General features: G+C 44.5%; 19 protein-coding genes. All 19 read right to left on the bottom strand.

Translation table 11 applies throughout. From position 1 onward, the window contains the following. Positions 1-10: 10 nt before the first annotated feature. Positions 11-616 (bottom strand): chemotaxis protein CheC, encoded by a 606-nt coding sequence (locus tag CARFE_RS0106065; RefSeq protein WP_028052108.1) that lies wholly within the window; start codon positions 614-616, stop codon positions 11-13. Positions 617-638: 22 nt separating this feature from the next. Then, the gene (locus tag CARFE_RS0106060) at positions 639-1,403 is read right to left on the bottom strand and encodes a CheR family methyltransferase (protein WP_051250193.1); all 765 of its coding nucleotides are present in this window, start codon (positions 1,401-1,403) and stop codon (positions 639-641) included. Beyond that, entirely contained in the window at positions 1,403-1,882 is a 480-nt protein-coding gene (locus CARFE_RS0106055) for a chemotaxis protein CheD (RefSeq protein WP_028052106.1), read from the bottom strand. Before CARFE_RS0106055 ends, CARFE_RS0106060 begins: the two co-directional genes overlap by 1 nt. 14 nt (positions 1,883-1,896) lie before the next feature. Beyond that, on the bottom strand, positions 1,897-2,631 hold the full coding sequence (locus CARFE_RS0106050; protein WP_028052105.1) for a flagellar hook-basal body protein: 735 nt from the start codon (positions 2,629-2,631) through the stop codon (positions 1,897-1,899). After that, positions 2,631-3,395 (bottom strand): sigma-70 family RNA polymerase sigma factor, encoded by a 765-nt coding sequence (locus tag CARFE_RS0106045; RefSeq protein ID WP_028052104.1) that lies wholly within the window; start codon positions 3,393-3,395, stop codon positions 2,631-2,633. Before CARFE_RS0106045 ends, CARFE_RS0106050 begins: the two co-directional genes overlap by 1 nt. After that, complete coding sequence (locus CARFE_RS0106040) at positions 3,385-4,032, bottom strand: flagellar brake protein (RefSeq protein ID WP_084138816.1); 648 nt, start codon at positions 4,030-4,032, stop codon at positions 3,385-3,387. Before CARFE_RS0106040 ends, CARFE_RS0106045 begins: the two co-directional genes overlap by 11 nt. Positions 4,033-4,039: 7 nt before the next feature. Beyond that, positions 4,040-4,906, bottom strand: coding sequence for a MinD/ParA family protein (locus CARFE_RS0106035; RefSeq protein ID WP_028052102.1), 867 nt, complete (start codon positions 4,904-4,906; stop codon positions 4,040-4,042). Between the two features lie 3 nt (positions 4,907-4,909). Further along, positions 4,910-5,962 carry a flagellar biosynthesis protein FlhF gene (locus CARFE_RS0106030; protein ID WP_028052101.1) on the bottom strand — a complete coding sequence of 351 codons (1,053 nt, stop codon included), beginning with the start codon at positions 5,960-5,962 and terminating at the stop codon, positions 4,910-4,912. Between the two features lie 2 nt (positions 5,963-5,964). Beyond that, positions 5,965-8,016 (bottom strand): flagellar biosynthesis protein FlhA, encoded by a 2,052-nt coding sequence (gene flhA, locus CARFE_RS0106025; RefSeq protein ID WP_028052100.1) that lies wholly within the window; start codon positions 8,014-8,016, stop codon positions 5,965-5,967. Between the two features lie 12 nt (positions 8,017-8,028). After that, complete coding sequence (flhB, locus tag CARFE_RS0106020) at positions 8,029-9,090, bottom strand: flagellar biosynthesis protein FlhB (protein WP_028052099.1); 1,062 nt, start codon at positions 9,088-9,090, stop codon at positions 8,029-8,031. Further along, positions 9,080-9,847 carry a flagellar biosynthetic protein FliR gene (locus CARFE_RS0106015; RefSeq protein ID WP_011343930.1) on the bottom strand — a complete coding sequence of 256 codons (768 nt, stop codon included), beginning with the start codon at positions 9,845-9,847 and terminating at the stop codon, positions 9,080-9,082. The genes flhB and CARFE_RS0106015 overlap by 11 nt, the downstream gene beginning before the upstream one ends. Positions 9,848-9,861: 14 nt before the next feature. After that, entirely contained in the window at positions 9,862-10,131 is a 270-nt protein-coding gene (fliQ, locus tag CARFE_RS0106010; RefSeq protein ID WP_011343929.1) for a flagellar biosynthesis protein FliQ, read from the bottom strand. Positions 10,132-10,151: 20 nt separating this feature from the next. Further along, on the bottom strand, positions 10,152-10,823 hold the full coding sequence (fliP, locus tag CARFE_RS0106005) for a flagellar type III secretion system pore protein FliP (RefSeq protein ID WP_456064302.1): 672 nt from the start codon (positions 10,821-10,823) through the stop codon (positions 10,152-10,154). 76 nt (positions 10,824-10,899) lie between these two features. Further along, positions 10,900-11,247 (bottom strand): flagellar biosynthetic protein FliO, encoded by a 348-nt coding sequence (fliO, locus tag CARFE_RS0106000; protein WP_028052097.1) that lies wholly within the window; start codon positions 11,245-11,247, stop codon positions 10,900-10,902. Then, positions 11,240-11,614 carry a FliM/FliN family flagellar motor switch protein gene (locus CARFE_RS14475; protein WP_051250192.1) on the bottom strand — a complete coding sequence of 125 codons (375 nt, stop codon included), beginning with the start codon at positions 11,612-11,614 and terminating at the stop codon, positions 11,240-11,242. Before CARFE_RS14475 ends, fliO begins: the two co-directional genes overlap by 8 nt. Before the next feature lie 16 nt (positions 11,615-11,630). Further along, a complete protein-coding gene (locus tag CARFE_RS15530; protein WP_161625130.1) occupies positions 11,631-12,101 on the bottom strand; it encodes a flagellar basal body-associated FliL family protein in 471 nt (156 codons plus the stop codon). A 20-nt stretch (positions 12,102-12,121) separates the two neighbouring features. Continuing rightward, a complete protein-coding gene (flgF, locus tag CARFE_RS0105985; protein WP_028052096.1) occupies positions 12,122-12,907 on the bottom strand; it encodes a flagellar basal-body rod protein FlgF in 786 nt (261 codons plus the stop codon). Between the two features lie 80 nt (positions 12,908-12,987). Continuing rightward, entirely contained in the window at positions 12,988-13,362 is a 375-nt protein-coding gene (locus CARFE_RS0105980; RefSeq protein WP_034541752.1) for a TIGR02530 family flagellar biosynthesis protein, read from the bottom strand. Continuing rightward, complete coding sequence (locus CARFE_RS0105975; protein ID WP_028052094.1) at positions 13,363-13,770, bottom strand: flagellar hook capping FlgD N-terminal domain-containing protein; 408 nt, start codon at positions 13,768-13,770, stop codon at positions 13,363-13,365. It lies immediately after the preceding gene. Positions 13,771-13,779: the final 9 nt, after the last annotated feature.

Here is a 13,779-nt window from a genome sequence, read left to right as displayed (position 1 = left end):
TTTAGAATATTTAGCTAAGGCCTAAGGCCGCAAAAATCTTCTGAAGCGAACCGGGCTTAGGAACAAAGAAAAAATGTCCTTTAATCTTTTCCCCCTGTTCGATTAAATTGGTGTCAATCACCAGAACCTGATCGTCAAAAGCCCCCGAAGCAATAAGCCCGGTCGAAAGGGTAGCCGCTAACATGTCATAGCTAAAAAGCGGCACTTCCGACAGCAGGGTTAACCCCGTTAAACTGCTAATAGCCTGGGCAAAAGAGCCGGCCAGGATGTTGCAGATTTCTTTTAAAACCGATGCGGAAAATTCATCCATTTCGTAACCGGTGGTCTCGGTACCGATTACCAGCTTCAACAATTTATTGGTACTTTCCTGATTAAAAATAAAAAGAATATCGCCAGGGGCATCCCCCTTTATCCCCAAAAAAACGCAAGCCACCAGTTCTTCGGGGCTCCCGATGCGCTGCAGGATTTCATCAAAATCAATCACCACTGCCTCGGGCACATCCATATCGATTCTTCGCGCCAGAAATTGGGCCAAAGCAGTAGCGGCATTAGCTATACCGATATTTCCTATTTCTTTTAAAGCGTCCATTTTTAAGGAATCGTTCACCTCGGCCACTTCCTACCCCCCCTTTTTTTTCTCACCCCAGGCGCCGGTAGAAACAGGGCTCCAAACGGATTAATCGATATTTTTCGGGATTGAAGATTACTTCGCTCCCTCCAATAAATAAAATGCCCTGAGGTACAAGGCTTTCGGAAAACTTGCGGTACAGGCCATCCTGGGCTTCTTTGGTAAAATAAATAATGACATTGCGGCACAAAATTAAATGGTAGCCTTTATCAAAACTATCTTTTAAAAGATTTTGTCTTTTAAAGTTAACTTTTTGCCTCAAAGCCGCTTTTACCTGGTAAACCTCCCCTTCTCGGTCAAAATATTTGGTTATCCATTCCCGGGGAACATTTTTCAGTGCCTCCGGCCCAAATTTGCCCTCCCGGGCGGCTTTTAAAATATTTTCGTCTAAATCCGATGCATCCAAGCGATAATTTTTAAATCCCAGTTCTTCCAGGAAAATGGCTACCGAGTACGGTTCAGCTCCCGTCGAGCAACCGGCGCTCCAAATCTTTAAATTCCCTTTTCCTTTGAATTCGGGCAAATATTTTTCGTACAGCTTGAAGAAAATCTTGGGATCGCGAAAAAATTCGGTAACGTTAATGGTCAGCGTATCGATAAATTTTTCAAACATTTTGGCATCTTTATCCATTGCTAAAAGAAGGTTACCGAAATCCTTCAATCCCGATTTTTCCAAAAAGAGATTGAGCCGCCTTTGTACCTGATTTTCCTTGTACTGGTTTAAATCAAGTCCGTATCTTTTATAAACTTCTGCTTTAAATTCGGCAAAGTTCATCATATCACCTTTACTATGTTGCCAATTATTTTTACCGTAACGTTGCCGGTAGCGGTATCTAAGATCATCGTCCTACCCTTATTCCCACCAACATCCTCCGCCACTAACTTCAGCCCCATCTGGGCTATTACCTTCCGGCACATGGCGATGTTTCTCTCGCCAATATTCATGACCGTCTGAGCCCCGGGGCCCGAAAACATCTGGGCTCCGCCCACCATTTTAACCTCCAGTGAACTTTTTCTCGCCCCCTGCTTTTCTAATTCCCTGACCACCAGAGGGATGCCGGTATCAGCAAATTTTTCCGGTTTAAGCTGCCCGCTAAACTGGGTACTATCGGGAAGCATGATATGTAACAGGGCACCCAACTTTAACCGCGGTTCGTAAAAACTTACCCCAACACAGGACCCCAAACCGTAAGTAACAATTTTGACAGGACTGCTGCCAAGCTTGTAATCGGCAATTCCCACCTGAAGTTCCATTTTTTTCTCTTAACCTACCGTACTTTTCCTAAATCATTTACCGCCTTGCTTAGCAGCTCATCCTGTACTTTGAGCCCCCGGGCATTGCTTTGAAGATACCTTAAACTTTCTAACAACGCTGGATATTCGCGATTGGGGTCAACATTGCTTTGCTCTAAATAGCCCTGCAAAACCAAAGCATTACCCCGACGTAAGTTGTTGGCCGCAGTTACAAAAAAATTCCCTCCGACTTTTTCCAAAGCCACAGGATCCACCGGCTCAACAACGCGCAACCGGTCAATATAACGCGAGCGTTCTTTATTGTAAATCCGCCCGTCTTTTTCCACGTAAAGTTCTTCATTATCGATTTTAATCGGTCCCTTTTCGCCCAAAACTCTGCTGCCGTTAGGTAAACACAGATAACCGTCCCTATTTACCTGAAAATCGCCGGCCCGGGTATATCTCAAGCCTGCAGGTGTTTCAACCACAAAAAAACCGTTTCCCACCAGGGCAAAATCTAAATTCCGCCCGGTAGGAACATACTTCCCGGAAGACAGGTCCAAATAATTTATATCGGGATTAACCCCGTACTCTAACATCCCCACCTCTTTACCCGCATAATTAAGTATCTTTTCCTCAAAACCGGAATTGACCGTTATATCGGCCCGGTACCCAACGGTATTGATGTTGGCTATGTTGTTGGCAATGGTATCTAACTGTTTAAGCCCTGCTTTCAGGCCAGTAGCGGAAATATAAATGCCCCTTAACATTAAACTCCAACCCCTTCATTTAACAATTTCCGTAATTTTCCTAAAGCCTTTGAAGCTATCTGGGAAACCCGGGATGTGGAGATGTCCAGCACTGCGGCAATTTCCTTAAGCGATAGCTCTTCTACATAAAATAACTGTAAAATTAACCGTTCCCGATCACTAAGCCTCTTTAGCGCTTCTCGCAATTCTTCTATCTCAACCCTTTGTAAAAATTTGTTTTCCGGCGAATATTTTTCATCATCTGCCAGCCCTGCAAAACGGTCAACCGAACCTTCGGGGTCGATAATCTCATCTAAAGAAAGGTGATTTTTTAAAGCAATTAAGGTTTTTATCTTTAAAACATCGCTGACGCTTACTCCCAGCTGCTCCGCTACCTTCTCTACCGGCACCTCTTCCCCCAGGGCGTTTAACAGCATTTCTTCGCTGGTTGTTACTTTTTTTATCTTATCCCACACCGAACGGGGTAGGAAGTTTTGCTTCCGCAGCTCGTCAATGATTGCCGCCCGAATCTTAAGAGAGGCGTACGATTCAAACTTCACACCGCGGTTCTGATCATACGTTTCCACCGCTTCAATCAACCCGATAATGCCGTAGCCCTCGATATCCTCCCGGGAAAGGTGGGTAGGAAGTTTTAAACTCATGGCCGCGGAAACCTTGCGGACCAAAGGCAGGTAATATTCCAGCAACTCATTTCTCAGTTGCAATGATTTATTTCGCCGATATTCCCTCCACAAACCGGCCACATCCAAGCTCTCACTTCCCATCGGCCAACATCCTTCGCGACTTCTGCATTTCCTGGAACAAATACGCAAAAAGTGTATCCTGCTCCTGTCTGCTGATGTTTACAAATTCAATTCCGTAATGATACACATGGTTTTCTTTTTTTTCTTCCCGTTTGACCAAACCATCCAGTACAAATTCCACAACATTTCCTTTCAATTCTATGTAAAATCGAACCTTTACACAGGCATCCACGGGCAAAGGCTCGTTAGTTGCCAGCTTAATTCCGCCGATACTTATGTCTACCGATTTCCCCTTTTTCCAGTTTAATTCGTCATCCTTTTTAACCAGAGCATAAAAAACCTCTAAAACTTTTTTCACCCGAACAAAACGGCGCAACTGAATCCTTTGTATCTCTTCGGGAGCCGGTAGCAGTAACTCGTAACCGAAAAAAGGCTTTTGCAACCGGCGTACTACCCGGGTAGAAAATTGATAACGGCACTCTTCAGCAACGTATTCAATTAAAACTTCCTGGGCAGGATACAGGAAAAGCAAAGTGCCCCGGTCAAAAGGTCCAAGAATTAGAAAGGTTTTTTCTTTAACCTCCTGAACCTGCGCCGGAAAGCTTTTTTTTACCGCCGGGTTGGGATAAAGCTCAAGTTTTAAAAACTCCTGCAACATAAATCACCTATCCAAAAATTCTTAAAAGCTTGGTGAAAAATCCGGCAAAACCGTCGGTTTTTTGTTCGACTAACTTATCTGAAGTAAGCTTTAGGGCAATTTTTTTCAAGTTTCTGGTGACCAAACTATTGGGAAATTGCAAATAAAACGGTTTCATCTGCCTTACCGCTTCGGAAAGGGAGCGGTCTTCCAAAAGATACCCCAAGTTTTCAATATTGAGGTTTAGAAATTTATTGGCGGCAAGAGTAATGCGTTCGGCAATTTTTTCTCCCTCTTTTTTATCCCGTACGCGGTTTACCACCAGGTAGATTTTTTGCTTGAGCTTGTACCGGGCTAACATTTTGAGCATTGTATAGGCATCGGTTATAGACGTAGGCTCCGGGGTAATAATTAACACTACTTCCCGGGCTGCCGCAACAAAGCTCATTACTTCCTTGTGGATCCCGGCACCGGTATCAATTAAGATTATATCATAATTTTGGGGAAGATTTTCAATTAACTGGATAATTTTTTTCCTTTGTTTTACATTTAACGAAGCCAGTTCTAAAAGTCCGGCACCGCCGGAAATTAAATCGACATTATTTTGTAATGGCGTGATTAAATCCTCAATATTTTTTTCGCTGTTTAAATAATCCAAAAGCGTACAGCGGGGAGTAACGCCAAAAAGGAGCTCCACATTGGCCAGGCCTAAATCCGCATCCAAAATTAAAATTTTTTTCTGTAAATCGGCCAGCGCGAGTGCTAAATTCGCCGTGAAATTCGATTTGCCCACTCCGCCTTTACCGCTGGTTACCGCAATTATCCGCTGCAGAGTAGCATTTTCTTTTGCTTCCCCTTTATTACCTTTAATTAATCCCACCGCCTGCCGGTACATCTCCTACCACCCCTTCCACACCTGCTCAACGATAAGCTCCGGGGTAGCAGATATTAAGTCCTCGGGAACATTCTGCCCAACGCCCAGGTAAACAATTGGCTTTTTAAATTTAACGATTAAGTTAATCAATACTCCAAATTTATCGGTTTCATCTATTTTGGTTACGATAAATTTATTAAAACCGCAAGGGGAAAAGTCTTTAGCGATTTTTTCCGCATCTTCGGGTTTGACGGTAGCGCTTATCACCAGATAGATGTCTTTTTCCTTTTTAACCGCATCCAAAAAACCGGCCAGTTCCTGAATTTGATTTTGCTTTTTGGATGGCCGGCCAGCGGTGTCAATAAAAATAGTTTCTCCCTCATTTTGCTTTTGCACCGCCCGCCAAAGCTCCATCGGTGAGCCGGCAACTTTAACCGTTGTACCGAGGTACTTGCCGTAAATCTTGAGTTGCTCGACTGCCCCCACGCGAAAGGTATCCAGGGTAATGAACCGTATTGGTTTTTCTTCATGAATTGCCAAACGTCCGGCAATCTTGGCCAGGGTTGTTGTTTTTCCCACACCGGTCGGACCAATTAATGCTTTTAAAGGAAAGTCCTGGATGTTTTCATAATAGGGTTTAATTAAATTTATTAAGTACTCTTTTACCCGCTCCACTCCGGAAGTTTCCTCCGGCGCCACTTCTTCAAAAAAATCCTGCAGTTCCAGCAAAATCTGCTCCACAATATCCGGTGCCAGTTCAAGCTTTAAAAGGCGTTCCTGCCAGCGGGCAAAATTACCCGTTTCGGTCCCGGTTACCCGCGCTAAATCCTTAACCATTAATTTTAATTCGGCCAAATCCTTTTTAACTTCAAAAGTTTCTTTAGCCACGTCTTTTCTGGGTTTTGCCGCTTCATCAACCGCCGCCAACACCTCCAAAACGGGCGGTTTAAAAAACCCGAGAATACCGGGCTGCCGAACTTTCCGGCTCTCCAAAATCATTGCTTCCGGTCCTAAATCAAATTTGATCATCTGGAGGGCTTCCGCCATATCTCTGGCCGTATACTTTTTGATCTTCACCGCTAATTCACCGTCCCTAAAATTTCTACCTCAACATCCGGTGGAATTTCATTAATGCCCAGCAAAATCGCCTGCGGATAAAAACGGTCAAGTAGCCGTCGCAGGGGTAAGCGCACCCGGCTGGAAGTAATGATTATCGGGTACAGTCCCCTCCGGCTAACTTCCGTCAGGGTTTGCTTTACCTTTTCAATAAACTGCTCGGTTCTTGCAGTATCCAGCAAAGGAAAAATTCCCAGGCTTGTTGGTTGCAAACTTTCGGCAATTTGCTGTTCCCACTGCGGGGTCAAAGTAACGGCATAAAGCTTACCTTCGTGCAAATACTGGCGTACGATTTGCCGGCGAATTTTTTGCCGCACCTGTTCGATTAAAAAGTCGGGATCCCGGTTCTGGCGTACGGCATCGGCCAAAGCTTCTAAAATGCTGGTTAAATCCCGAATGGAAACATTTTCTTTTAAAAGGCTTTGCAGCACCTTTTGAATTTCTCCGAGGGTTAAAAGTTCCGGATATACCTCCTCAACCACCGCCGGCTGGTTTTGCTTGAGGGTTTCTAAAAGTTCTTTTACTTCCTGGCGCCCCAAAATTTCCGCAGCATTCTTTTTAATAAACTCTGTAAGATGGGTAACCAAAACCGCCGATGGTTCGATTACGGTAAAACCTTCCATCTCTAAATTTGCTTTTTGGCTTTCCCGTACCCACCAGGCCTCCAAACCAAAGGCCGGCTCTTTGGTGGGAATGCCCTGTTCCGGAGTTTTTTCCCCGGTCGGGTCCAAAACCAGGAGGTACCCCGGCAGCAATTCGCCTTTTTCCGCTTCCACCCCGCGCAATTTAAAGACGTACTGATTGGGCGGCAGCTGCAAATTATCCCGGATGCGTATGGGCCGAACGTACAGACCAAGTTCTAAAGCCAACTGGCGCCTTACCGCTGCCAGCCTTCCTAATAAATCTCCTCCCTGGGTTTCATCGGTCAGGGTTATTAAATTGTAACCAATTTCAATTTCCAGGGGGTCTATGTTAAAGTAGTTTAACACATTTTCCGGCTCCCGCTTTTTGGGTACTTCTATTACCTGCTGGGTTTTATCTTTTACCTGACCGGTGTAACGAACCGCCAAATACCCGCCGTATCCTAAAAGACCTGCCAGGGAAATAAACAACAGGTTGGGCATGGCCGGAATCAATCCCAGCAGAAAGATTATGATCGCCGCCATAATCAAAACCTTGGGAAAAGCACCCACCTGCTTGGTAAACTCCCGGCCAAAATTTTCATCGGCTGACGCCCTGGTTACCAGAATACCGGTAGCGGTTGAAATTAAAAGTGCCGGTATCTGGCTAACCAGTCCATCACCAATGGTCAGCACGGTATAAGTTTGCAACGCCTGCAGCACAGGCATTTTCATCTGGATAACCCCAATTATCAACCCGCCCAGGATGTTTATCAGAAGGATAACAATCCCGGCAATGGCATCCCCGCGCACAAACTTGCTGGCACCGTCCATCGCTCCAAAAAAGTCCGCTTCCCGCTGCAATTTGCGGCGTTTTTGCCGGGCCTCCTGTTCGGTAATTAGACCGGCATTAAATTCAGCATCAATGGCCATTTGTTTTCCGGGCATCGCATCCAGGGTAAACCGGGCTGCCACTTCCGCCACCCGGCCAGCCCCGTTGGTGATAACGACAAACTGAATTACCGTGATGATTAAAAATACCACAAATCCCACTACATAGCTTCCACCCACCACAAAGCTACCGAAGGCCTGAATTACCTGTCCGGCCGAAGCCTGACTTAAAATAAGCCTGGTGGACGAAATGTTTAAGGCCAAACGGTATAAAGTCATTACCAGCAGAAGAGTGGGAAATATCGAAAATTGCAGCGGTTCGGTGGTAAACAGGGTAATGAGTAAAATAACCAGGGAAAAGGTTATGCTAAATACCAGTAAAATATCCAGCATAAAGGGGGGCAACGGAATAATGATTAAAACCAAAGTTAAAACGACAAACCCCGCTACGATTAAATCGTAATTATTTTTTAAGAAGGCGTTACCTTTAGAAACGGTAGCCACAGTCTCACCAACTTATCTTTTTCTTTTTTTGCGGTAAACCCAGGCGATAATCTCCGCCACAGCATTGTAAAGCTCTTCGGGAATTTCCTCGCCCACTTCACAATTTTTATATAAAAACCGGGCAACCTCAACATTCTCGACAATCTCCACGTTATGGGCCCGGGCTATTTCCTTAATCTTTTCTGCTAAAAATCCGGCTCCTTTCGCCACTACCTTCGGAGCCGCCATTTTGCCCCGTTCGTATTTTAACGCCACAGCAATGTGCACCGGGTTAGTAACCACAACGGTAGCCTGCGGAACCTCCCGGGCAATTTGGTTTAAAGCAATCTGCCGCTGCCGTTCCCGCAGCCGGGCTTTAATTAAGGGATCTCCTTCCGTTTGGCGGTATTCTTCTTTCAACTCCTGTTTGGTCATTTTCAGGGATTGATAATATTCCCGTCGCTGATACCAGTAATCAACAGCTCCAAAGACAAAGAGCACCAGAAGCGTATCCAGCGCAATCTTTTTAATTAAGCTAAAATAACCGTTAAAGTATTCAGCTGGCGCCTGACCGATTTTCTGAAAAATAAGCGGTAAATTACTTTTAATCCGGAGGTAAATTACTAAAGCCAAAAAGCTAAATTTCAAAAAGTTCTTAAGAAGCTCCACCCAGTTTCTCCGGCTAAAAATCCTGCTAAAGCCTGAGAGGGGATTTATTCTTTCCCAGCTTGGCTTTAACGGCTCCGTTGTAAAGATAAATCCTACCTGCACTAAATTTAATGCTATTCCGGCAAGCATTCCCAGGAGTAAAAACGGCAAAACAATTTTAAAACTCCAGCCAAAATAATAAAGTAACAGTCCCCGGACAGCAGATGGGGTAAGTTCAATAAACATATTTCGAAGAACATTTCGACTTAAAAGATAAAATTGCTGATAAAAGTAGCCTCCCAGTATCAGCAAAAGCAAAAAGAATATTAAGAACATTACCGCAAAGTTTAATTCCTGACTCTTAAAAACCTGCCCACGGCGCCGGGCTTCAGCTAACCTTCGGGGAGTGGGGGCCTCGGTACGCTGGTCTCTCTGCTCATCTGCCATAGCCTATTCCCCTTATGATGGCTAAAAGATTTTTTTCCATTAATTCCAGGTAAATTCCGGTAAAATACGCAATCCCGGGAAGTAAAAGCCATAAAGTGAAGATGGCCAGTAAAATCTTTAAACCAAAACTCAGCAGAAACACATTCATTTGCGGGGCAGTTCGCGCTAAAATGCCAAGAGCTAAATCGCTGATAAGCATCACCATGAGAAACGGTATGGCAATTTCAATCGCTACTAACATAACCAACGCGAAAATCTTTATTAGTAATTCGCTTAACCCCGGGTGCAGTAAACCTTTGCCGGGCGGAATTAGCTCAAAACTCACCGTCAAAAAAGTTAAGAGGCGGTGGTGTCCGTTGGCCAAAAAGTAGTTTAAGATGCCGTAGAGATAAATAAAATTGGCCATTAATCCGGCATTGGTCTGGGTCAGGGGATCAAATAGGGTAGCGGCGCTGAGTCCCGAAGTCAGGTCCATATACTGTCCGGCAACGAGATATAAATTGGCAAAGATTAAAGTTACGAACCCCAACAAAAGACCAATTAAACTTTCACCGATTAAGAGGAGAAAAAAATTCCGCTGAACGTCCGTTGCCGTAAAGCTTCCTGCCACCGTCGGCAGTAACAAATAGGCTACAATCAGGGTAAAAAACCCTTTGACCGCCGGCGGTACACCCCGTACCGGAATGATTAAAGGCGAGATGCCAAAAAAGCCGGCCAGCCTTGCCGCAATTATAAGAAAAATAAGCCACTGGGTCATCGTATCTTGAACTCCTAAAAGCGAACTTTAGCCATTTCCTGAAAGATTTGTCCGGTAAAGTCTACCATAATATTTAGCATCCAGCCGCTTAAGAGTAAAAGGGTTAAAAACACGGCAATTAATTTTGGAACAAAGGTTAGCGTTTGCTCTTGAATCTGGGTTGCCGCCTGCAAGATTCCCACTATTAAGCCAACCACCAGCGAAACAATAAGCGGTGGTCCTACCAGCAAGCTCAAAACGGTAAAGCTTTTTTGGGCCAAATGGATGAAATAGAGCGAAGCCATTTTTTCCCTTCTCTCCCGCTTTAAGAAAAACTGCTTACCAAACTCTTGACCACCAGGTACCAACCATCGGCCAGAACAAAAAGTAAAAGTTTAAAGGGTAAAGCTACGAGCATCGGCGGAATCATGAACATGCCCATGGACATTAAAATACTGGCAACAACCATGTCAATAATCAAAAACGGTAGAAACAACATAAATCCCATCTGAAATGCCGTTTTTAGTTCGCTGATGATAAAAGCCGGAACCACTACGGTAAAAGGTACGTCGTCTTTGGTTTGCGGCCGCGGCAATTTGGCCAATTCAATAAAAAGGGCCAGGTCTTTTTCCCGGGTTTGTTTCAGCATGAAATCCTTAAGCGGCGCTTCAGCCGCCCGGATAGCCTGCTCCTGGGTAATTTGATTATTTAAGTAGGGTTGGATGGCATCCTGGTTAATTTTATTAATTACCGGCGACATGATAAAAATGGTTAAAAACAAAGCAAGGCCAATTAAAACCTGATTGGGTGGCGCTTGCTGGGTACCTATGGCATTCCTTAACAGCGATAAAACCACCACAATGCGGGTAAAGGAAGTCATCAAAAGTAAAAAGGCCGGTACCAAAGCTAAAACGGTTAACAGTACCAAAAGCTTGACGGAGTTAACCACTTCCTGGGGCGAACCCTGCCCGTTAATATTAAGCTGGATATTGGGTATGGTAAGCGGTTCCGCAAGCGCTAATGAACTTACCCCCAGAGTTAATATCAATGAAATTCCCGTTATTAAAAGCTTTTTATTTTTTGATGCCACTTTTAATCTGCCCCACAACTTCAGAAATTTTTTGATTTAGCCTGCTCTCAAAGACATTACCGTATCCCGGTATTTCCGCTGGTGGATTCTCGAAGGTATCCAGCAACGAAACGTTATCTTCACCGTATCCCGCAAAATAATATTTATCATTGACTTTTAAAAGCACTAAGCCCGCTTTGGGGGAAAGGGGTAAACGGTCGATAATCTCGATATACCGGCTTTTGAAGCCGATGCGGAAGTTTTTCAGGTACCGGGCCAGGATGAACAAACCGGCCAGAAGCAAAACAAGTACAAAAAACGACCAAAAAATTTGCACAAAATAACTACCCAATTTTTTTCGCCTCTTTCCCGGTATCTTCGTCAGAATAGCCGGTGATCCTCACTCCGTACATTTCATTAATCACCACCACTTCTCCAACGGCAAACCGCCGACCGTCAATAAAAAGGTCGATTAAATCGCCAATACTTTTATCCAGCTCCAGGACATCTCCTTCTTTTAAAGCTAAAAGCTGGCGGACGGTCAGCTCGGTGGTACCCATCCGGGCCACTATCTCCATTTTAATGTTATTTAAAAGGGACATCGGCAACTTCTTTTGCCCGGTCGGTACCGGCTCTAATGGTGAAAATTCCGGTTTCCGGTATGTAGGAACATCGTCAACCATTTTTTTCAAAAATTCATCCACTTCATGGATTCCCAAAAAATTACCTCCCTTCTTACTGGATAATAAAATCGCTGAAATACACGTTTACGATGACAATTTTTTCGGACTTTTTCTCGACCTTTTTATTAAGTTCCGCCGCTGTATCCTGCAAAATTTTCAAGAGCTCTTTTTTTAACTTCTCGCTGGAATTATCACCAACAAGCTCCGTTGATTCCTTGCTTCTAAGAAAGGCAATAACCTTATCCTTAAAAATGACGCTTTTTTCTTCAAATACTTTCGTTGCCCCTTCCCCTTCTCCTTCGATTTCCACATTAATCCCAACCCGCAGATACCTGGAAGTATCTTTATCAGCCAAATTTACCACAATATCCCCTAACTTGGCGATAACGGTAGGAGGAGGGGGCGGCTCTTTCGCAGCCGCCCCGGAATTTTTCCCAAATAAGAAATAAGCTCCCCCTAAACCCGCCAGTACCGCTACTATCGCTACAATGACAATTAGCAATATTGTTTTTCCTTTGGTCACTTTTAACTTCACCTCAAATCTTATCTCTTAATATTCAAGAGCTCCTCCAGCATTTGGTCGGATGTGGTAATCACCCGGGCATTAGCCTGATAGCCCCTCTGGGTAACAATCATCTCGGTAAATTCACTGGCTAAATCCACATTGGACATTTCCAGGTAGCCCGAAACCAGGATTCCCTGACCTTGCTGTCCGGGAGTTACCGGCGAGGAAAAAGAAGTTTGGGTATCAATAGTAGCCGAATAAACGTTTTGCCCTATCCGTTCTAAGGTTTCCGGGTTTTTAAAGCTCATTAAGCCTATAGGACCCGCAAATTCTGTGGTACCATCGGAACGAACCAGCTTAATTTGTCCATCGTTTTGAATTGTTAAAGTTACTACAGCTTCCGGATTGTTTATTTGTATGTCAGCACCGTTTACGTCCTGCACCCGGTAACCATGGCCGTTTATTAAATAACCGTCTTTGTCAAGGTAAAAGACTCCTTCCCTGGAATAATAGGTCCTGGTGGTTACCGGATCTTTTAGTACAAAGAAACCATTACCCTGAATCGCCACATCTAAAGGACGACCTGTAGATTTAAGTCCGCCCTGGGTAAAAATAGTGTCTACCCCGGACACGTTGACCCCAAGGCCAACATAAGAAGGATAAACTCCCGACTGGTTGGTTTTCTGGTAAATTAAATCTTCAAAATTTACCCGGCTGGATTTGTAACCAATAGTATTAACATTGGAAATGTTATTGGCAACAACATCCATTTTATACTGATGGCTTTTTAAGCCCGAAATACCCGCATAAAGTGACCGAATCATTTTAACTCCCCCTTTAAATTTTTATTTTTTACCCGCCTCCGTCGTTCAGCGGGTGAGGGCCCCCTTGCGGTCCAGCCCTTTTACTTAAGTAAAATGGCACTGTCAATATTGGTAATTATTTGTTCTGCCAACTGCTCCGTTCTGGAAACGGTAATCACCGTTTTATTTACTACCGAAGCAATTATCGCCAAATCTCCGTATACCACCAAACTGTTTCTGGCTCCTTTAGCCCTGGCATTTTCTAACGCCCGGGAAATTTTCAACCACTCCTGCTCCGAAAGCTCAATCCCCCGTTCCTGCAGACGTTTTTCCGCATGGTGGGACACTTTGAGTTTGGCCTCCGTTTCCTGCAATAGCTGTTCAAAACTCCGGACCGATGCAGCTTTGGTCAGAGTTTGGGCTGCAGGTTTTTCGTTAACCGTTATTAACCCCTGGATCTTGCCAATATTACTCACTTACCTCACCTCGATAACTTTGTCCGGGCTATACTCCTGGCCGTTCACCACCAAACTAATCTGGTCCCCGGACCACCGTACGGCACTCACAACCCCCTCCACCAGCGTCTCGGCAGCGGTTGCTATTTTCACCGTTTTGCCGATTAAGGCTGCTGCCTGGGCCTTTTGTTCGAATTGTAAAAGCTTTGTTAAAGCATCGGTTAAGTTAGTAAGCTGCTCCAGCATCCCAAACTGGGCAAGTTCGGCAATAAATTCGGTACCATCCGCCGGGTTAAGGGGATCCTGATATTGCAGTTGCGCTAAGAAAATTTTCAAAAAAGCATCTTTATCCAAGTTCAATTTTGTTTGCGAGGCAGCATTTGCGGAAGTTGCCATCTGGGAGCTTACCGCGGTAACATCATTTATCACCCTTTCACC

Origin of the sequence: Carboxydothermus ferrireducens DSM 11255 (assembly GCF_000427565.1) — a bacterium.
Classification (GTDB): domain Bacteria; phylum Bacillota; class Z-2901; order Carboxydothermales; family Carboxydothermaceae; genus Carboxydothermus; species Carboxydothermus hydrogenoformans.
This window is presented reverse-complemented; position numbering and strand designations above follow the sequence as displayed.

Excerpts from the sequence above, each read along its gene's own strand:
- CARFE_RS0106045 (WP_028052104.1), bottom strand. The coding sequence starts at position 3,395 with ATGGGAAGTGAGAGCTTGGATGTGGCCGGTTTGTGGAGGGAATATCGG.
- CARFE_RS0106055 (WP_028052106.1), bottom strand. The coding sequence starts at position 1,882 with ATGGAACTTCAGGTGGGAATTGCCGATTACAAGCTTGGCAGCAGTCCT.
- CARFE_RS0106035 (WP_028052102.1), bottom strand. The coding sequence starts at position 4,906 with ATGTACCGGCAGGCGGTGGGATTAATTAAAGGTAATAAAGGGGAAGCA.
- CARFE_RS0106060 (WP_051250193.1), bottom strand. The coding sequence starts at position 1,403 with ATGAACTTTGCCGAATTTAAAGCAGAAGTTTATAAAAGATACGGACTT.
- CARFE_RS0106040 (WP_084138816.1), bottom strand. The coding sequence starts at position 4,032 with ATGTTGCAGGAGTTTTTAAAACTTGAGCTTTATCCCAACCCGGCGGTA.
- fliQ (WP_011343929.1), bottom strand. The coding sequence starts at position 10,131 with ATGGCTTCGCTCTATTTCATCCATTTGGCCCAAAAAAGCTTTACCGTT.
- flgF (WP_028052096.1), bottom strand. The coding sequence starts at position 12,907 with ATGATTCGGTCACTTTATGCGGGTATTTCGGGCTTAAAAAGCCATCAG.
- CARFE_RS0106050 (WP_028052105.1), bottom strand. The coding sequence starts at position 2,631 with ATGTTAAGGGGCATTTATATTTCCGCTACTGGCCTGAAAGCAGGGCTT.
- flhB (WP_028052099.1), bottom strand. The coding sequence starts at position 9,090 with ATGGCAGATGAGCAGAGAGACCAGCGTACCGAGGCCCCCACTCCCCGA.
- CARFE_RS0106015 (WP_011343930.1), bottom strand. The coding sequence starts at position 9,847 with ATGACCCAGTGGCTTATTTTTCTTATAATTGCGGCAAGGCTGGCCGGC.